11 protein-coding genes are annotated in these 21284 nt (G+C 41.7%); 6 read left to right on the top strand and 5 right to left on the bottom strand.

Annotated features, from left to right (window positions below):
- The first annotated feature begins 73 nt into the window (after nucleotides 1-73).
- Entirely contained in the window at nucleotides 74-895 is an 822-nt protein-coding gene (locus AC5JL8_RS34960) for a hypothetical protein (RefSeq protein ID WP_495884292.1), read from the top strand.
- A 263-nt stretch (nucleotides 896-1158) separates the two neighbouring features.
- Here AC5JL8_RS34960 and AC5JL8_RS34955 read toward each other — a convergent pair whose 3' ends face one another.
- The 4 genes from AC5JL8_RS34955 to AC5JL8_RS34940 all read right to left on the bottom strand — a co-directional run bounded on the left by AC5JL8_RS34955 (nucleotide 1159) and on the right by AC5JL8_RS34940 (nucleotide 9054).
- Nucleotides 1159-2499 carry a beta-barrel domain-containing protein gene (locus AC5JL8_RS34955; RefSeq protein WP_495884291.1) on the bottom strand — a complete coding sequence of 447 codons (1341 nt, stop codon included), beginning with the start codon at nucleotides 2497-2499 and terminating at the stop codon, nucleotides 1159-1161.
- A gap of 22 nt (nucleotides 2500-2521) precedes the next feature.
- Nucleotides 2522-4663, bottom strand: a complete 2142-nt coding sequence (locus AC5JL8_RS34950; protein WP_495884290.1) for a peptidase domain-containing ABC transporter — start codon at nucleotides 4661-4663, stop codon at nucleotides 2522-2524.
- 70 nt (nucleotides 4664-4733) lie between these two features.
- Nucleotides 4734-8015: a type 2 lanthipeptide synthetase LanM family protein gene (locus AC5JL8_RS34945; RefSeq protein ID WP_495884289.1), complete on the bottom strand. Its 3282-nt coding sequence runs from the start codon at nucleotides 8013-8015 to the stop codon at nucleotides 4734-4736.
- 691 nt (nucleotides 8016-8706) lie between these two features.
- Complete coding sequence (locus AC5JL8_RS34940) at nucleotides 8707-9054, bottom strand: mersacidin/lichenicidin family type 2 lantibiotic (RefSeq protein WP_495884288.1); 348 nt, start codon at nucleotides 9052-9054, stop codon at nucleotides 8707-8709.
- Nucleotides 9055-9502: 448 nt separating this feature from the next.
- Between AC5JL8_RS34940 and AC5JL8_RS34935 the strand changes: the two genes are divergently transcribed.
- From AC5JL8_RS34935 to AC5JL8_RS34915, 5 genes are all read left to right on the top strand, one after another.
- Nucleotides 9503-10150 carry a sigma-70 family RNA polymerase sigma factor gene (locus tag AC5JL8_RS34935; protein ID WP_495884287.1) on the top strand — a complete coding sequence of 216 codons (648 nt, stop codon included), beginning with the start codon at nucleotides 9503-9505 and terminating at the stop codon, nucleotides 10148-10150.
- A 53-nt stretch (nucleotides 10151-10203) separates the two neighbouring features.
- Nucleotides 10204-11124 carry a DUF1822 family protein gene (locus AC5JL8_RS34930; protein WP_495884286.1) on the top strand — a complete coding sequence of 307 codons (921 nt, stop codon included), beginning with the start codon at nucleotides 10204-10206 and terminating at the stop codon, nucleotides 11122-11124.
- 26 nt (nucleotides 11125-11150) lie between these two features.
- Entirely contained in the window at nucleotides 11151-13529 is a 2379-nt protein-coding gene (locus tag AC5JL8_RS34925; protein WP_495884285.1) for a CHASE2 domain-containing protein, read from the top strand.
- A 503-nt stretch (nucleotides 13530-14032) separates the two neighbouring features.
- Nucleotides 14033-14851 carry a DUF928 domain-containing protein gene (locus tag AC5JL8_RS34920; RefSeq protein ID WP_495884284.1) on the top strand — a complete coding sequence of 273 codons (819 nt, stop codon included), beginning with the start codon at nucleotides 14033-14035 and terminating at the stop codon, nucleotides 14849-14851.
- Nucleotides 14852-14853: 2 nt separating this feature from the next.
- Complete coding sequence (locus AC5JL8_RS34915) at nucleotides 14854-17565, top strand: CHAT domain-containing protein (RefSeq protein ID WP_495884283.1); 2712 nt, start codon at nucleotides 14854-14856, stop codon at nucleotides 17563-17565.
- 52 nt (nucleotides 17566-17617) lie between these two features.
- Here AC5JL8_RS34915 and AC5JL8_RS34910 read toward each other — a convergent pair whose 3' ends face one another.
- A complete protein-coding gene (locus AC5JL8_RS34910) occupies nucleotides 17618-20536 on the bottom strand; it encodes a two-partner secretion domain-containing protein (protein WP_495884282.1) in 2919 nt (972 codons plus the stop codon).
- Between the last annotated feature and the right edge of the window lie 748 nt (nucleotides 20537-21284).

Here is a 21284-nt window from a genome sequence, read left to right as displayed (position 1 = left end):
GCTTTGACTTCAGCATTTGTTAATATTTATTAGTTAAAGAATAGATATAGCTTCCTCTGGGGAGGCTATCACATTGGAAAACGGGCAAGAATTGGTTACGCCGCCTGATGTGGTAACGGAACGAGATAAGTCGGAACGCGTTAGCGAAGCTGGGCGGTACGCACCTCGCTTGCCCATCTGCACTGACTGGGGCAATCATTCCACATCCTGGCTTATGCGTCATCGGTTGGGACTGCGGGCAGTGTTGACCGACTTGATGGATGGCGTTGAAATCAAAGGGGATGAAGTGATGATTGAAGCGTTAGCGGATTTCTCCAAACGCAATGTGCCGCATATCAAGGGTATTCTCAACTTGACCATCCCGCTTGATGAAACCCCAGTGTGGATTTTGAGCCAGTATCTTTCGCAACTTGGATTATCAACTGAGTCGAGGCGGCCTGTTGAGGATGGCAAACGGGTTCGGTACTATCGGCTCAATCCCGATGATGTTGCATTTGCTCAGAAGGTATTGGATTATCGGCAACGGCAGCGGGAGGAGAGGGAGAGAAGGCGGCAGGAAGAACGGGAACATCAGGCGGCTTATACAGCTAGAATGCAGTCTATGTATGGCATTAACACGCCGTCCACCCCCCCTATTAATGAAGATGGGAGTAATAATTGGGGGGGTATGGACGGACAAGACAATTCTATAGATTCATGGTGGCAGCAAGTTAAATCCTATACTGCAATGTTCATGGAACAGGTAAAAATTGGGGTTGATGCAGTCAAAGAGTTTTTGAGTTCCCTAACAAGTGATGAGCGATGGGGAGTAATGGTGCAGTTTGATGAGGTTGAGCCTCTTAAATTTGGCCAGTTGGTTGCAGATGCTCCCGATTGGGTGGAGTGGATGGGGTAATTTGTTGGGTTTTGGCAGTGTTCGTCTAGCTGTTTCCACAGTCAGTAAAAGCACCCAAGTTTCTCTGAGGAAAAATGAGTGCTAATAACAATATTACAAAAATCATCTATCTGCCCTGATAGACCGAAGTAGCTATAACAGTAACAGCTATTGTTTAAATAGACTGCAAGCAAAGTGACAAATGTTTTGTTAATGATACTACTTACAAAAGAAAAAGATGTTAGCTGTGCAGTATCGACCAGTCCAATACAAACAGCAAAAACTTATAGATCTGTTAGCAATCTAGCTTTTCTAAGAATAAATGTAAGTATTGTCTCTTCTCTAGAAATGATATCTGCTGTAATTTCCATACCTGGTTGGATAGGATATTGATAATTATCCTTGATTAAATAAGCTTTTTCTGGCTGTATTGTTACTTCATAGTAAGATGTAGTTACTCCAGTATTAACTTCATTGCTTTGAGGTGTAATAGCATCTGGAGATATCTCTCTAACAGCAGCTTTCAGCGTTCCATAATCTGGATAAGGATAAGCAGAAACCCTTAGTTGAACTTTGCCTTGAGTACAGTCTGAAACTTTTTCTTCTTTGCAAAGTTGAACTTTGGTGATGTCTTGAGCCAGAACACGAGCTTTCACTACTAAGGGGGTGCTGCTGGGAGCAATTTCCGCAACTGTTTCTCCAGAGCGTAACACCTGAGCGTTATTTCGCAAATTTAATTTTAGAATAATGCCTGTTGCTGGAGCCTTAACTATGCTTTTTTTTAGGTCACGTTCAATCTGTAGAAGTCCTTTGCGATCTCGATTAAGTTGGTTTTGAATTTCAACTCGACGTTGAATTAATTCGTTACGCTGTCTATCTAAAGTAGCCAGGGTCGATTCACCCCTAGCGCGTTCTTGAGCAATTTGCTCTTGTGCCATTGTTATCGGTGCATTACTAGGATTAAGAGCAGCTTTAGTACGTTGTAGCCTAGCTTGGGCAGCTTTAAGAGCTTGTTCTTTTTCCTTGATTTGTAACAGGGCAATAGCGCCTGTATTGGCTAACTGCTGATATCGCTTCATCTCCTCTTTTGCTAGCTCTAAAGAAGCTTCTGCCTCTTGTACTTGTGTTTGAGCCGTAATTTGCCGCTCTTTATAATCGCGCTGATTGCGAATCAGATCCGCTTGAGCAGATGCCACTAAACGATTGCTCAATCTGAATTCAGAATTACGTTGAGAGTAGAGAGCGTTCATCTGAGCAGTAATCTGAACCAGTTGCATCTGGTTCTGTTGAATATTACCGCTTAACTGACTTTTCTGGGTTTGGAGTTGGGAATTGTCAATAATAGCGATTTCATCGCCTTCCCGGACGAATTGATTTTCTTTGACTTTGATGGACTTAATTGTTCCTTCAGCAGCAGCTTGAACAATTCGTAATTCACCTACAGGACGGACGGTTGCTACTGCTTTAACAGTAACATTGTATTTGGTTACAGAGGCAAGAATAATGGCTATTCCTACAGAACTAACTATGAACATTCCACCAAGATTAGTCCAACGGCTAATTGGCGGAAGAAAGTCATTGTCTTGAAGTTGGGGTAGAAAATCTTGTTGTGGCGTGCTGACCATAATGCTTAATAAATACTATTTTTTAGGGAATTAAGAAGTCTAAATGATCTCCAGCTTGCAAACTTAAATCTTCAACAGAACCTTGCAATTTTAATCTTCCTTGCTCCAATAAAATAATCCAATCTGCTCGCCCAATAATTCTAGGACGATGGCTGATCAGGATAGTAGTTTTACCGCGCCGATGATACAGAATTTTGTCTAGGACTTGAGATTCGCTTACGGGGTCTAGACCAGCTGTAGATTCATCCATAATCAATATCGGTGGGTCATTTACAATTGCTCTGGCAAGTGCTAGTCTTTGACGTTGCCCACCAGATATATTTGCACCAAATTCACCTAAAATAGTTTGGTATTTTTCAGGTAGTTTACTTATAAATTCATCAGCCTTGGCAATTTTACAAGCCTGAACAATTTGCTCAAACGTTATTTGAGGATTGCCTAAACGGAAATTTTCAATAATGGAGCGACTCCAAAAGTGAGGCTCTTGGGGAACTAGAATAACTTGTTGACGAAAGCAATCTAGTGACAAATCTTGTTGATTATAAATTCCAATGCGAATGTTACCTGATTGCAAAGTGTATAAACCTGCAATTAGTTTCGCTAATGTACTTTTACCACAGCCAGATTCTCCAATTAGAGCGGTAACTTTACCACCAGGAATATTTAAAGAGAAGTTTTCTAATAAATCGATCCTGCCTATGTGATGAAAGTTAAGATTAGTACAAATAATATCAGCCTTACTAGAAACTTTAGCAAAGGGCTTTTTGCTATCGTCTTGATTCTCTGGTGTCGAGTCAATAACTTCTGTAAGGCGTTGGGTAGCTGTTTTAACGCGAATGAATTCATCCACAAATCCAATCACAGCCCCAATAAAGGCAGAAAAGCTACCATTCATGCTATTAAAAGCTAATAGCTGACCTATGCTTAATTCTTTGCTAATTACAAGAGTACTACCAAACCAAAGCAAGGCAACGCTACCGATGTTAGAAATTAATCCAGAAAATACATTATTAATAATCCCAATTTGGATCGTACTAAACATTAAATTTGCAAAACGACTAAAACGGCTCTGGAATTCATCCCAGAATTGAGGTGCGGCTGTGGTTGTCTTGAGAGTGAGTGCGCCTTTAAAAGTTTCGACTAATACACCTTGGTTTTCTGCATCTGTAACCAAAGCATTGCGAGTCTTTTGCTGTAACGAAGGTAGGAAAATAACTGTAGATACAGTCATTATTACGGCAATGATAAGAGCTACTATAGTTAGTTTTTGGCTATAAAACAGCATGAAGCCAAAGGAGACTAGCGCAATAAAAAACTGGCTTGGGAAACTAGCGACGACTTGGGAAACTAGCTGATTAATCTGTTGAATATCTCCCAGGCGGCTGACAATTTCGCCACTGCGACGGGTTTCATAGTACGTCAGCGGCAAGCGTAAAACTTGTCGCCCAAATTCTAAAACCAAGCCTAACTCTAGGCGTTGAGCAAAGTGGGTAATTAAGTTAGACTGCACAAATTGGAGGCTACTGCTGACCAGATGCATTACTACAACGGCAATAACTACACCTGTAAGCAGTTTAGTATCTCCCCGAACGAGTACATCATCGGTGAGGATTTGCAGTAGGAAAGGCGAACCTAAGGAAAGTAAACCTAAGACGAGGTTAATTACAAATGCTTGAGACAGAATACCTCGATAAGGCCAGACACGCTTTAGAAAGCGACTAAATCCACTAACTTTATCTTCAGGTTGCTCAGAAAAGCGAACTGGGTCTGGTTCCACTATTAGCATAATTCCATCTGTCCATGCCTCCATTAACCACTTTTTAGTAAGGTAACGAATGCCTACAGCTGGGTCAGCAATTATGTACTTTCTGCCTCGCTTACCATACAAAACTACCCAGTGATAGCCTTTCCAATGAATAATAGCTGGAAGTGGTACTTCACTTTTTTTAGTTAAAGTTTCAGCTGAGGCTTTAACTCCTCGTGCCTTAAAACCTAGTACTTCAGATCCTCGCTTCAATCCTAATAAGCTGGTTCCTTGTTGACCAGTGCCGACCGCTTCCCGAATACGGTTGATTGTAAAAGTGCGTCCGTAATATTTTGCAATAGTAGCAAGACAAGCAGCACCGCAATCTTCTTCACTGTGTTGTTGAACAAGCTGGTACATGATGGATGAATGAACTAATTTTTAATGTCATTAACGTAGGTAATCCCCACCCTATAAAGTGGTTGAGTTTTTATCTAGCACTTGCCTCAACAAAGGCTTTCACAATGGGGATATTTAGAGGTGGCTCAAGTACCAGCACGGAGGGAACTCGTGTCGGTTCTGCTAGGCGTAGTAGTCCATAGCCAATGCCTGCCAACCCCGTCATCAGCCCCGGTGTTTCAACTCCCAAGGGAACTCCACAAAGCCACCCATGTTGATTGATGCTTTCAAGAATGATGGCGGTAAGGCGAGCAATTTGAGTTTTCCACTGGGGATCACCAAGGGTTAGACTGGCTTGCAACAGTAATTCTAGATTGCCTAAGTCACCATGACATAGCGAGTGGTTGCTACCAAATCCATGAGCTAGAGTAGTTTTGAGCGCGGTATCAATTTCTGTACGAATTTTCGCATTATCAACGTATGGGAGTGAGCGCAACCTCCCTAACCCAATCCCCGGCGCACCATGACACCAAGCAGTCATACAAATAGGTTGGGTATCGTCTTTGTCTCCCACAACTGAACTGTAAAAATCGCGTAAGTCGGGCCAATTTCCCACTTCAGGACGGAAGAGACTACGCTCATATTCAATAGCAGCTAGAGCTGTTGTATGAAAGCGTGGATCACCTGTGAGAGCAGACAATTCTAGCAGTGCTGATGCTATCCCTGCTGCACCATGAGAGAAGCCAGTTAATGGTAATTTTCTACCCCAAAGGCTTACCCAACCAATACCCTGCTCCATCGCTTTTGCCTGGCAAATAATCTGTTCACCACACTGAATAGCTGCACTGAGTGTCCGTTGAGAGGGTCGGCAATGGTACAGGCTAATTAGGCTCTTAAGACATCCAGCAGCACCACCAACAATGTCTAAATGTTCATCTTTGACAATTAAATCAGGGAGTAATTCAACCAGCGTTTCAGCCTCAGCTAATAAGGCGGATTCATTCCACAAAATCCCCAGATGAGTTAGGGTATAAATTACTCCGCCCCATCCCTCAAACCCACCAATAGCTTTAATGAAAGATTTGCCACTCTCTAGCTGAAATTGCATCATTGAAAATGCTGATTTTGCCAGTGCAGTGTAGTGGTTTTCATCAGTGACAGCCCCTAAATAGGCAAGGAAAAGGATAACTCCTGGTAGACCATCATAGAGACCTATTCCCAAGGGAGCAAGAGTCCAGTGCTTTTCTTTGATAAGAGTTAAGCCAATCCAAGAAACATCTTTTTCGCCATGTAACGCCAGCGCTTCCAAATGCTCGCCTACGGCTTGTGCTGCTGCCAACAGTTGTTCGTGACTAGCATTGTTTTGCGGTTCTATCACATGGTAACTGGAGAATTGCACTCTATCCCCTGCCATTGCCAATGTGGTGAGAGAGGCATGGATAAACCAAAGTTGTCGTGTGAGGTCAGCATCACTGAGTTGTTGCAAACGACGTTGCACTAGAGCCATGCCTGATTCACTAGAAAAATCAGGAATTTGCTGATTAGAACTACTCCAAATAGCACGGGAATTAGGACGAGTTGTGAACATGGGAATATCACCTTGCCACAAGTCATCGCGTTCAGCAGCAATTACCTTAGCTAGATAGGGTTGCTGTTCGATGTCCAACCAAAGGCGGTCAAAAAAGTAATCGCGTTCCAAGGCGTTGCGTAACAAATCTGGGTGATAACTTTCATGTAGTAACAGAGCATAGGTGTAAGTAGGGCGAAGGATAAAGCGTACCTCATCTTCGGCAAAGACGGCTAAAGGGCTATTTTTAGATAGCAATTCATTCCGATATTGCAGTAGTAACTGATAGATAGTAGTAAAGCCAGTGATGATTGCTTCTGCATAATCCAACACATTCACTTCCACATCATTCAAAGTAGGCCTATTATTACTTCCTGATATAGGCATACGCTCGCGAGCTACTCGCATTTCATCTGTACCCATTGCTTCTAAGTAGGGGACGGTATGGAGTGTCATTTGACCCGATTTTCCTCCTAAGCCGCTCATCTCGATTCCCTCAGATTCAGCATTTGCCCAGAGGCGTTGGGGAAGTAAGCCAACGCGCAAAACGGAGTAACCGATTGTTTTGAAGGCAAGCTGGTCTGATTTGTTTATCTCAATGTCTGAAATTTGGGGATGAAATAGGGATTCTAGGTCAACTAAAATGGGATGTTCGCCAGATGCAATTAAGTTTTCCATGTGAAAGTCAGTAGCTTCAATGGCATATAGTAGTGCCAAGTAACCACCCTGACGTTCATAAAAACGCTGGAGTTCTTCTGGATTAATACAACCCTGAGCAGTAACGAATTCCACCCAGCCATAAGTACCCTGATTCAAAATTTTCAGGGTGCGAAATGGCGGATGATTGCCCCGTTGGTTAAGCCATTCTAAGAGCTGCTGAAAATGCACGTCAACAGCTAGAGATTTAGGCTTATAGACTACTTGGAAACCAGAGCTAAATTTGGCAATTAGCACAGCACGCCCACCACGATGGGTGTCGCCAATACCGCCATCTATTTGCACCAGTACACCTGGATTGACATCGGGACTGAATGTGGTGCAAATATCTGACCAATCAGTACAGAGGTGTTGGAGAAATTCTAGACTGAAGCTTACCCAGCGATTAATGCTAATTAAGAGTTGACGGGCTAGGACTGGATACTCTTGAAGGAGAGAAATCACAATCTCAGGCTGGCGTAAGCGTTGTAAAAAACTCTGAAATCGCTCCTGTGATGTGTCACCTTGTAATAGCCCTCGCAGACGCGCCACGTTGAGTTCTAAAACCATTGTGCGACTCAACACCCTGAGTAGTTGCTCTGGGAGATTAGCAAATAATAAGGCTTCAACTGTGCTAGGATCAAAGGGTAAACAAGGATGTGTCTGGATTAAAGTTTGGAGTCCTTGGCGGAGTTGAGCTAGTCCTTGGTTCATCAGGGGGGCAATGGCATCTAAAAAACCAGCTACCTCTTCCCCTTGCAATTCTTCTGGAAGCGGGCTTGAACTGAAGTCAGAATGAGCAAATGCCTGAGAAATTTCTATTAACCACTCTGGGGTGTTGGAAAAACGACTTTGAACAGCCTCAATTGGCTCATTTAGTAGGTAAATAAATTCCTCTTCGGTAATGCTATCTATTGCTAGACGTTGAGCAAACTTAGAGTCAGTGGTGAAAGGTGACTGCGATTTCCAACGCTGTATTCGTCGTTGGGCTATATCAGCATTAATTACTAAATTGGAAGTTTGGTTATTGACTGACTTAAGTGAAGTAATACGCTCGGATAAAGTGATAGCACGATACCAGTCAGACAAGCCAATATCTGCCTTATTCATAAAATTTAACTCCTAATTCCTAATTAAATCATTAGTAATCAATAGGCCACTGCATATTTGCAGGATGATTTTTTGTTTCTTTCTTTGTGAAAACTCCTTCTTCGCGTACTTCGCGTCTACCCTTCGAGAATGCCTTCGGCGCATCCGGTTCGTTATTTCATCGCTATTTTGTGCAACGCGATCAATAGCTTGTAAAATCAGATATTTAAGTTACAGTAAGTTGCAAGCATTACTACGAATTCACCTGGTATTCCAAACACAGATTGTACTGTTGCAAATAGTGAAAATTTGGGTAAGTATTGGAATGTAGCACTTGAAGGTGCAAATATCCAAAACTAGATTACTAGTATTGGATTGTACGCCATCATAGTCAAAGATGCTAAGGAAGCCGCCCCACAATATTCTGCATAGCTTCATTTGACATTTCCAATATACTAGCTGGATTTTCAGGCAGATGTGGGTTGTTCCTCGCTCAAGCTGTTATGGTACTCTTCATCCTTCTAAGAGCGAATGATATGATGACATTTTTGTTGTTTGATAATTTAAGGTTAAGCGTTGTTTTAAGGTCAAAAATGGTGACGGACTGTTTGAGAAACTCTTGCTGTCCGTCACATTTCGTATGGAGGATAAAAGTTATCCTTTATCGCTATTGATTACTAAATCAATAGCCTGTAATATTCAGTTAGCTAAATTAGAGTAAGTTGCAAGCATTAAATTTACCAACTTTGGCTGTACTGCAAGTTAAACCAACTGTTTTGGCGCATAAACCCAAAACTGGATTACCAGTGTTGCCGCCGCCAATACACGTAACGCCACCTGTGTTGAAGCATAAACCCAAAACTGGATTACTGGTGTTGCCTCCTGGTTTCCCGCAGCCAAAAAGACTAAGGAAGCCGCCTCCACCAACATTCTGCATAGCTTCATCTGATAGTTCAACTATCCCAGCCGGGTTTTCAGGCAACTGTGCCCGTTGTTCCTCACTCAAGCTGTTCCGATATTCCTCATCCTTCCAAGCGCGAATGATATCTTCGTGTTGCATAAAGTCCTCCTAATTGGACAATTTAAATTTCAATGTTGTTTTTAGAGCCAAAAGCTGTGATAGAACGCTAGAGAAACTCACGTTGTTCGTCTCGCTTTTTGCCTCTATTTTGATATCGTTTCAGAAATCAAAATTTTCGCGGGATTTGAGATTATTAAACAACTTAATCTTCTGGATAAAAGACTGAGTTGAAGGTGACAAAGAACGAAATTCCATATCCATAGGGCGCTCTACCTGGTTTTAGCAGTTAAAAATTATTTTGAAAATTAATTTGAAGAAATTTTTTTATCGATTTCCGCGAAAAATTTGAAATTGAGTTTGATAACTAGGTAGTAGACCCTACTTATTGAGACATTAAACATCAAGTTATGAATTCGATTGTTGTGACTTCAACTAGCCAGGGGAATCTCCAGAATACTTTTGTAAGTGTTCAAAAAGGAGATTGTTGATGATAAAGATGCATACTGTACACGATCTCAATCAACAACTATCTCAACTCGTTGCCGAAGCCTGTTCGTATCCAGCAAGGAGTTTGATGCGGCGACAAAAACTTAGTGAGATAGTTAGACTTGTGATGAAATCGGGCAAACTATGGAAGGAGAACACACCTTACTATAATGATGCTCTGCAACAAACTTGGTTGTATTTCTGCCGCAATCCAGAGCAGTATAATCCAGAACGTTGTAGCGTAATCACTTGGCTCGATAATTGCCTGAAGTGGCGATTGCAAGATTTTCGCACTTGGGAGGCGAAGAATCAAGCTAAAAATGTTTCTAGCTCCACGTTAGAAATTGAGGAAATAACAAACACCATTGAAAATCTGCCAGCAGACCCAGAGATTCCACCAATTTTAGAAGAAACTTATCAATGGGCTACAACAGATCCAGATGGAGAGTTAGCCAGTACTCATGTCAAAGGACGGTCTGAGATAACTTGTCAAATTTTAATTCTGCGCCGCTTGCCTCCAGAAACGCCTTGGAAAAACATTGCTCAGGAGTTTAACTTACCCCCATCAACCGCACCGAATTTTTATAAACGCGAATGTCTGCCACGCTTACGGAATTTTGCACTCAAACAGGGATATCACGAAATTTGATATTCAAACACAGATAACTCAAAGAAGGAATATTTGGAACAAGGGAAACCATTATGATTTATAGCACTGAGAATATCAAAGAAAAATCGATTCCGGTGTCTATTACGCAGACAGCGCTGAAAATAGCACGCCAATTTGCCCAGCAACAGCCAACAACAGAAAAGAAAAAGCAGGTTTATCTCAATACTCTAGCTGTATGTGTTGTGAATGACTACATGGAAATGATGGACATTGCTACTGACTTAAAAGCTAGCGACAGTTGGAATCAGGCGATGCGGCTTTATGGTGATGTTGCAGACTTGAAGTTGGCTAAATTGGGCTACTTAGAATGTCGGCCCCTCAAGCCTGGTGAAGAAATTTGTTACATTCCACCAGAAGTGCCGGACGATAGAATCGGTGTAGTTGCAGTTGAGCTAGACACAGAGCGTCAAAAAGCAACTCTGGTGGGTTTTACTAAAACAGTGAAATCTGGTGAGGTATCCATTAATCAACTGCAAAGCATTGACGATTTACTTGCACACTTAGATCACCTTGAACGTAACCAAAGCGAAGTCAACTTAAGTCAGTGGTTGCAAAATATTTTTGAGGTAGGTTGGCAGTCAATTGAAGAAATTTTATCTCCAAAAGTACCACAACAAGCTTTTCGTTACAAAAGCAGAGTTACGCGAGGTAAGCTAGTTGACTTGGGAATACAATTGCCAGGTCAATCGGTAGCGCTGATTGTTACCCTAACCCCAAAAAACTCGGTAGAAATCCAACTCAAATTGCAGGTGCAGCCCACTGGTGTACAAACCTACTTACCTGAAAATCTAATTGTGAAAGTGCTAGATTTCAAGGGAGTTGCTGTTATGGAAGCTCATGCTAAAAGTAGCAATGCTCATGTAACACTAGAGTTTAATGCTCAAATTGGAGAACGCTTTAGCGTTAGGTTAGAACTGGGGGATACTAATATTACTGAGAACTTTATTGTTTAAGTAGATGAATTCATTGGTTGCTGACCATGCAAAAGTTGGTTGTCTTAAAGCTAGATGGTAACTTAAGCGAGGGTGTAAAAGTCACGCTGGAGATTGGGGCAGAAGCAGATCGTGCGACCACAGAAATTCGAGGCTACCTGCCGCCAAAACCAGAAATAATTACACACTACGACGAGTGGCAAACAACCTACCGCAGCTTGGAAAATTTTCGCATTACGCCTATAAGTATTAGTATTGGGGGTTCTCGTACCGAGCAAATTAACGACTGCCGCCAATTAGGTGAGAATTTAAGCGAACAAATGAATAGCTGGCTCAACTGCCAGTCATTTCGTCCAGTTAAGGAGAAATTACTTAAACAACTAAAATCTGATGATACGGTACGGGTACTGTTTAAAACTGACGATATCTGGTTACGACGGCTCCCCTGGCAGCTATGGGAGTTCTTTGAGGATTATTCTCAAGCCGAAGCCGCGTTGAGCGCTCCAGAGTACGAAAACTTGCCAAAACCAAAGATAGCCGCTGTTAAAGAGAAAGTAAAAATCTTAGCTATTCTAGGAAATAGTGAAGGGATTCTTGTCGAGAAAGATCGAGAGATCCTAGAAAAATTACCAAATGCAAAAATAACTTTTCTGGTAGAGCCACAACGTTGCCAGTTGAATCAGCAACTATGGGAACAGGACTGGGATATCTTATTTTTCGCTGGTCATAGTTCCAGTCAAGACGATGGTAGAAGTGGTCAAATCTACATTAATGAAACCGATTGCTTAACAATTGAGGAGTTAAAATATGCCCTTAAGAAAGCTATTGGTAGAGGCTTACAGTTAGCTATTTTCAATTCTTGTGATGGCTTGGGATTAGCGCATCAATTAGAAGATTTGCACATCCCACAAATTATTGTTATGCGCGAGCCAGTGCAAGATTTGGTAGCACAAGAATTCTTAAAAAATTTTCTGAGGAAATTTTCAACAGGAGAATCTCTTTACTTAGCAGTCCGAGAATCAAGGGAAAGGTTGCATGGCATTGAGGATGAATATCCTTGTGCTACTTGGTTACCCGTACTCTGCCAAAATCCAGCAGTAGTGCCACCAACTTGGAACCAACTGCTCTCGCCGGAATTAAAAACAGAAGGACTGCCACCAAAAAATTACAGAACTCAACGCCAGTTTGAATGGCGTAGCGTTCAGGTAGTGCTGTTGTCAAGTTTGATTATTACCAGTTTATTCATGGGAACCAGAGCGCTTGGTCTATTGCAGGCATCAGAATTAAGGGCTTTTGACTACCTCATGGGGCTGCGCCCAGAAGAACAATCAGATTCACGTTTTTTGATAGTTACTGTTGATGAAGCAGATATCCAGTATCAAAACCGAATGAAGATGAATATGCGATGGTCTCTGTCAGACCAAGCACTTGCACAACTATTGAAAAAACTGGATCAGTACCAACCAAGAGCTATTGGATTAGATATCTATCGTGATTTTTCTGTAGATCCCAACTATGCAGATTTAGCAACTCGTTTACATACAGATAAGCGTCTTTATGCAGTATGCAAAGTTTCTGCTGCTGAAGATGGTGCCCCGGATGGCACTCCTCCCCCTCCGGAAGTTCCCAAACAACGTCTCAGCTTTAGTGATTTTGTAGCAGACGATAATGACATTGCTCGCCGACAGCTTTTACATTTGACTCCTCCTGTGACATCTGACTGTGCTGCGGAATATGCTTTTAGTCTCCAGCTTGCACTTCATTATTTAGAAGCAAAAGGTATCAAGTCAGATTTTACCTCAGAAGGTAACTTGCAGATTGGCACTGCTATATTTAAGCAATTAAAAGCTTATAGCAGCGGTTATCAAGGAGTAGATGCAAAAGGTTACCAAATCCTGCTCAATTATCGTTCGCTTCGGTCTTTGCAAAATATTGCTCAACAAGTACCTCTTAGAGATGTCCTTAACGACCAGATAAACCCTGAATTAATAAAGTTATTTCAGGATCGTATTATTCTTATTGGTGTTACAGCCCCTAGTACTACTGACTATTGGAAAACTCCCTACAGTGCGAAAGCGCTAACTAATCAAAAGCAAATACCAGGGGTGTTCGTGCAGGCGCACATGATCAGCCAAATTATCAGTGCTGTTCTGGATCGTAGACCTCTACTTTGGTGGTGGCCCACCTGGGTTGAAGCGCTATGGATATGGGGTTGGTCATTAATGGGAGGAACTCTAGCATGGTTTATTCGGCAACCGCTATATCTTGGACTTGCTGGAGTAATAATGCTATTGGCACTGTTTGGGGTTTGTTATGGCATTTTTACACAAGCAGGCTGGATACCATTGATTCCCGCAGCATTAGCGTTGGTGGCTACTCAAGCAGTCGTTGTATCTAAAGGTATTCAGAATCGCCAACTTTCTTAGCATCTCCGCGCTCATAAGTTGGTCAGGCTTTGCGACGACCTCCGGTCGTCGCAGCCCTCGCGCTTGGGTGATAATCACCACTTGAATAATAAAGCCTGACCAACTTATTTTTGCTTAACCCTTAGGCAACTTTTTATCTATTAAATTCGTCATGTCCTTATGCAGTGGTTATGATGTTAATAATAGTACAAAAGATTATGCCAATTTCCAGTCAAACATATATTTTGTCATTCTGAGCGAAACAAATACTTTTAAAGTTTTTTGCTTCGCTCAGAATGACATCTTTGTATGTAATTTCATATGACGCATTTTTGCTAATTTTATATATCGTAGTTTTATCCGATTTTATAGCTATTAAAATTACTAACTTACTACGAAATACAAAAATACGGCAATTTCTTTCACATTTGCTCATAAAGCTTCAGTTTGTTCTAAATTCATTGTCATTGCAAGGCTAAAGATAATTCATCCATTCTCCATTAGATTCCTTTCGCAAAAGTGACATGTCTCCGATGAAACTTGCTGGCATTATCCCGCTATTACTCGTTAGTCTGACAAGTTACTCTTCGCTAGTTTGGGCACAGTCTCCCGAATCAGCTAACAGAGCGCAAGCCCCTAACCCAAGCCACTCTCCCCGTCCAAAGTTTCCAGATAACGGTGCGCCTACTGGTCGCCGTAAAGGAGGAACAAGCCGTGATGGTTGCTTACCATTGAATGCGCCTGTTATTGCCCTAGTGCCTGGTAAGGAAATTGCAGAGGAGTCAACATCGTTTTTGACTTACACAATTTCTGAATATCCGACTTTTTGGGTTTATGTACCTGAATTACCTATAAACGCTCGCTTAGGTGAGTTTCTACTTCAAGATGAAAATGACGACAACATCTATCGGACATCTTTATCATTACCAGATAAGGCTGGTGTTGTCGGCATTACCTTGCCGCAAAATCCACAATATGCTTTAAAAACCAATAAGAATTATCAATGGTATTTTAAAGTTTTCTGCGGCAATCCTCAAAATAGCTTAGATTATTTTTATGTGAAAGCGTGGGTACAACGTGTGCCCTTAAGTCAAGACTTACAAAATCAATTGAGAATATCACAGTCAGGTGAATACACTACCTATGTTGTCAACCAGCTTTGGCAAGACGCTATTACTAATTTAGCTAATCTTCGTCGTACTAATCCAAATTCACTTATCTTCATACAGGATTGGACACTTCTATTAAAAAAGATGGGATTACCAGAAATTGCAACAGCATCGATTGTAGAACTTCATAACCCACAAAAAGGCGTTGCTCAATCAAATTCATCTTTGGAATAAATATGGCAAGAAAACAGCGTATCTTATTCCGTCTGTTACAATCTTTTTCGAGACTTTTGTTCTTCTCTTCCTTAGCGCTAGTAACATCCTTACTATGTATTTTTAGTCCACCTGTTTTAGCAAGCCTTACTTACACCAACCTAAAACAGCCACAAGCCGAAATTCAAAAATTAGTTACTCAAACTGAAAGCTTAGTAGAGCGAGGTAAAGCTTACTATGAAGCAGGACAATTTACTGAAGCGCTCAAGGTCTTAGAACAGGCTGCTATTGACTTTGAAAATACTGGAGATAAATTGAACCAAGCTCTGGTGTTGAGCAATCTTTCCCTGACTTATCAGCAGCTTGGCAAGACAACGCAAGCACAAACAGCAATTATTCAAAGCCTAAATTTGCTACAAGCTTTAAATTCTTCAAAAGACGGTCTGGCAATTCTAGCACAAGCTTTGGATGTACAGGGGCGGTTACAATTAACACAAGGTCAAACTGAAGCTGCCTTGTCTAGTTGGCAAAAAGCCGCTGGCATTTATCAGCAAATAAACGAGCAAGAAATGTTAATTCGTAACCGAATTAATTCTGCTCAAGCTATGCAAGCCTTAGGGCTTTACCGTCAAGCACAAAAGACCTTAACTGACCTTCAGCAAACCCTTACTCAGGTTCCAGAATTATCAATTAAAGGAGCTGGACTTCAAGGCCTTGGAAATGTTCTACGGGGTGTTGGTGATTTAGATACATCTAGAACTGTTCTAGAACAAAGTTTAGCTGTAGCAAAGCAAGTACAATCTTCAAGAGCTATAGGTGATGCGTTGCTTAGTTTAGGTAACACAGCCTTAGCTCAAGGAAAAAGCCAACAAAGCATAGGCCATATAAAACTTGCTGAACAACATTTTCAAGCTGCTTTGGCATTTTATCAGGAGGCAGCTACAGTTGCACCAGTTACTACGCGCCTGCTCACACAGCTAAATCAGCTAAGTCTATTTCTAGAAATTTTTAACAACAAGCCAGACACTAATACGTTAAAACAAGCATTAACCTTGTCTTCCCAAATCTTACCTGAAATTAACAAATTAGTTCCTAGCCGGAATTCAGTATATGCTCGGATTCAGTTGGCATCAATTTTAAAAAATTTTACACACAAAACAACTACAAGTGGTATTTCAAACTTAGATATTGCTCAACTACTATCTACCGCTGTGCAGCAAGCTCAGAACTTGAAAGACCAGCGAGCCGAATCTTATGCTCTTGGATTTCTTGGCGGACTGTATGAAGATAGTAAACAGTTATCTGATGCTCTAGCTTTAACACAAAAAGCCTTATTTATAGCCCAGAGTATTGATGCGTCAGATATTACTTATCAATGGCAATGGCAGCAAGGACGTTTACTCAAGCAAAAAGGAGATATAAAAGGTGCGATATCTGCATATGATACAGCTTACAAAACTCTCGAATCTTTGCGCGGCGATTTAGTTGCCGCTAGCCCAGACGTTCAGTTCTCTTTTCGTGAAAGTGTGGAACCAGTGTATCGGGAGTTAGTTGAATTGCAGTTACGAGCAGAAAACACACAAGGAGGCACACAACAGAGTAATCAATACAAACTCAAACAAGCTCGTCAGGTAGTGGAATCGCTTCAGCTAGCAGAACTGAACAACTTCTTTCGTTCACCTTGTTTAGAACCAATTGTAGAGATTGACAAAGTGGTTACTCAAGACAAAAAAGCAGCAGTTATTTACTCAATTATTTTGCCAGACCGCTTAGAGGTTATTTTAACCTTGCCAAATCAACAATTGCATCACTACACAAGCAATGTATCCCAACAGACTTTGGAAACTACCGTAGCTCTACTACGGCAATCTTTACCGGATGTCGCCGCGACTTCTCAAGTTAAACAACAGTCACAAAAGATATATGATTGGCTAGTCCAACCAGCACAAGCAGAATTGTCTAATAGTGACATTACTACATTAGTTTTTGTGTTAGACGGCGAATTACGTAATATTCCAATGGGAGTTCTCTATGATTCCCAGCACAAGAAATATCTCATAGAGAAATATGCGATCGCTCTAGCTCCGAGTTTACAACTTCTCGACCCCAAACCACTGCAAAAGGTGCCCTTAAATGCTTTAACTGCCGGAGTAGGAGAAGCACGCTCTATAGAAGGTCGAAAATTCTCAGCGCTGAAAAATGTAGAACGTGAATTAAAACAAATCCAGGTGGAAATACCTCAAAATCAAGAACTATTAAATCAAAAGTTTATCGACAGTAATTTACGAAAGCAACTACAAACATCTCCTTTTTCTGTGGTTCACTTCGCAACTCATGGAGAATTTAGCTCTGATCCAGAAAGAACCTTTATTCTCACTTGGGATAAACTATTAAAAGTTAAGCAATTTGACACTTTACTTCGAGTTAGCGATCGCAATAGGTCTAAGGATATAGAGCTACTTGTTTTGAGTGCTTGCAAAACGGCTCAAGGTGATAAGCGAGCTGCTTTGGGATTAGCTGGGATAGCTGTGCGAGCAGGTGCGCGTAGTACATTAGCAAGCTTGTGGTCAGTGGATGACCAGATTACTGCTCAACTTATGAGTGAATTTTATCATGAGTTAAAGGCTGGAACGAATAAAGCTACTGCGCTCCAGCGTGCTCAACTAGCTGTGTTTACTAAAGAAAAAAGCCCTTATTTTTGGGCACCTTATATATTGGTAGGCAATTGGCTTTAGTAAAGTTATTTACACGAATTTTTACGATATTGCTTAATATTCAAGCTGGTTTCTACTTGTTGGCGTGAGGAATATTGCAAGCTATAGCGTTTTGCCATGAACCACGAGTTTTTGCAGTAGATACATTAGCTGTGAGTACCACTTCTCCCTTCTTATTCACTGACCACCCACTTGCTTCTACAATACGTTCTGGCATATTGCTAATTGGCTGATTAATAACCGATGAACTGTTGCGTAGGCGTAGCCCGTCTTTGGCATTGCCTCTGGGTTTGAGTGATACCCAACCCACCTCTACTCCATCAGGAGTGGCAACATCTTTCATAGGATTGGAAGGTAAACCACCGCGTCCGGTGATGATAAAACTGCTTTGAGCATAACCAGGAGTATCGCAGACTTGGGCTACTTCAGGGTCTAAGGCTATTGTGGGTAACTCCACTAAACCACTGTTGGGGTCAATACCAGGTGTGTTGAGTTCTACAGAACCACTGAACTCAGGACTTGCCCCAGTAGCAGTAATGTCACTTTCTGGGGTAAGAGCATCCCGAAATTTTGCACCAAATATGCCCATAGCATTGATTTTCACCCGACCTCCACGAAAATTAGTAGAATTTGCACTGATGTCACTATTTTCTACACCAACAAGGAAATCGGTATTGATGTCAATATTACCGCCGATGACATTACTTCCAGTGGCGTTAGTGGTAATATTGCTGCCACGACGAAGCAACAATAAATCTGCCACACGTAAGTAGACATTTGCCTGCTCTCGATTGGAATTAGTGTCTGTGCTGCGAGTGTCAGCGGTAAGGGTAGCGTTGTTGTCCAAAATAATAGATCGAGCAGTTACTTTCAGATTGCCTCCATTTCCTGTTCCTAGGCTTCCTACAGATACTCTAGCTCCATCTTGAACCACCAACTGACGAGTATTTATCGTTAAGTCTCCCGCATCTCCTACTGCATTTGAGTTAGCTTGAGCAGATAACAGGCTAACAAAGTGACCATTAGCGGAACGACCAATCACTTGTACAGAATCAGTGGCATTGACGGTCAAATTTCCCCCCTTACCAATGCCAGAAGTGCCAGCACTCACCTGTGCTCCTCTAATAAATAACTCACGAGTGTTAATCGTTAGTTCTCCCGCATCTCCTGTTGCATTTGATCTAGATGATGAAGTAAACAAGCCACTAGGAAACTGACCACTGGCTGATTCTCCAATTACTTGCACAGAGTCAGTGGCATTGACAGCCAAATTTCCTCCTTTACCCGTACCACGAGTACTAGCACTAACCTGTGCTCCATCCCGCACCAGCAACTGACGGGTGTTAATCGTCAGGTCTCCCGCATCTCCTGTTGTATTTGATTGAGATGATGAAGTAATCAAGGCTCCACCAAACTGACCATTAACTGATTCTCCAATCACTTGCACAGAGTCAGTGGCATTGACAGTCAAATTCCCCCCTTTGCCTGCACCAAAAGTGCCGGCACCGACCGCTGCCCCATCCCGCACGAGTAGCTGACGGGTGTTGATCGTCAGGTTCCCCGCATCTCCTGTTGCCGAGCCAGTTTGCACAGACAAGGCGCTGGCAAAGCGATCATTGGCCGAGCGACCAATCACTTGCACAGAGTCAGTAGCATTGACAGTTAAATTTCCCCCTTTACCCGCACCAATAGTGCTAGCACTGATCGCTGCCCCATCCCGCACGAGTAGCTGACGGGTGTTGATCGTCAGGTTCCCCGCATCTCCTACTATGTTTGAGTTAGCTAAGTTAGCTTGAGCAGATAAGAGGCTGACAAAGCGATCATTGGCCGAGCGACCAATCACTTGCACAGAGTCAGTAGCATTGACAGTTAAATTTCCCCCTTTACCCGCACCAAAAGTGCTGGCACTGACCGTTGCCCCATCCCGCACGAGTAGCTGATGGGTGTTGATCGTCAGGTTCCCCGCAGTCCCTGTTGTACCTGAGTAAGTTTTAGTAGTCAAGAGACTAGCAAAGCGATCATTGCTTGAGTGACCAATTAGCTCTACCAACTCAATAGCGTTCACTACTAAAGCTCCTCCAGGCTCTGCCCCCAAAGTACTTCCCTCTATCTGCGAACCCTTTTTTAGAGTGACATACCTGCCCCAAATCTGTATATCACCACCGCCAGCACCACTAGCATCAACTGTAGCCTGTTGTGTTAATTGAATGTTTCCAAAGTTTTGCACACCATTATAACCAAAGGTAAACCCTTTGCTTACAGGATTGAGGCTGACTAAACCTTCTTTGGCGACACTACCTAACTCTATCCTACCGCCTGCCGTTTTCAGCGTTCCGCCTTCCAGTATAAGATCACCCCCTAGCAAAGCTAAGGTTTGATTGGGCTGTACGTGCAGACCAAAAGTGGTGTCAATCAGGTCTTTTGTTGTCCTTATACCCTGACCATTTCCTAGCAGAAGAATCTTTCCCGGATTTGCCCCATATTGCAAGCCAATTGGGACACTCACAGTCAGCAGTGATTGTGTTTGAGGTACAGTTGCACTAAACTTTGTACCATCATTAAAGTTCAAACTACTCGCTGTACTTGCTAAAAATGATCCACCTATTTCCAAACGTGCATTTTGCCCCAAGATAATACCATTCGGATTAATCAGAAACAAGTTAGCAGCACCATTTGTTTTGATTAAACCATCAATACTAGAGATTGATCCACCTGTCACTCGGCTAAAAATGTTTTGAATATTTATAATATTATTAAATGAAGCAGTATCGCCAGTAGGAATAGAAAATTCTTTAAAGCTATGAAATAGATTTTCACCTACTTGTGTTCCTCCAGTAATGTTAAAGGTATCACCTTGTTTATTAACGTTAGAGTTAATAGGCAAAGTGCTATCCGAGCTAATTTGAGCGTTCACACAATTTGCACCATAAATGCTGGCACACATTGCAATACCTAAGACACTACCCCAATTATTTAACCTGCAACCAGACATTGCAATACTCCACGAATAATAATAGAGCTTAGTCAATCACAAATTATGTTAATAGCTATTTGTTATTTAACAATTAGACATAATGTGGTTTATGAAAAACTTGGTAATTTTCTACATTAGTGTCAGTAAATTCTATTGGGTTATTAACTCGGAACATGAAAATCTTCATGTGCATGACTTTGCGTCGGGTCTTCTATTTGATAATTATTTTTATTAGCGAGGTATTTTGGAGATACAAAAGATTTTGAAAAATTTTCAAATCTTTGAGTATTAAATTGGGTTTGGAAGTATAGACCCAGCAGCCTTAACTAAAACGTATTAAATAACGCCATTAAACTTTACAAAAGTATTCTCCTCATTAGAAGCTGTACATATCTATGTACTATGACATCAATTCAAAACTTAGATTTTTCGTGAAAATCTCAAATTATTACAAAAATTTATAAAGCCGCGGATGTTACTGCGATCGCACCTGCGGAAAAAGGCTCAATCTATCGGTCTTGAACTTGTTCAATTTGACCAAGATACACAAAATACTTCATCCTCTCTAAGCCATGCTACATAAGCTTTACGAAAAGTGTTTCTTTAGAGCAGCCTCACTGGAAGCGATCGCTACCCGCGATGAATGAAAGAAACAGTAAATCGATGACGTGACAAGTTTAAAGATTTACTTTATAAATAGCCTCTTATATCCAATACCTTAGCCAAAAGAAGAGTATGAAGAGAGAGGGCGCTTTGTAGTAGAGTT

It is taken from the genome of Mojavia sp. (assembly GCF_059505145.1).
This window is presented reverse-complemented; position numbering and strand designations above follow the sequence as displayed.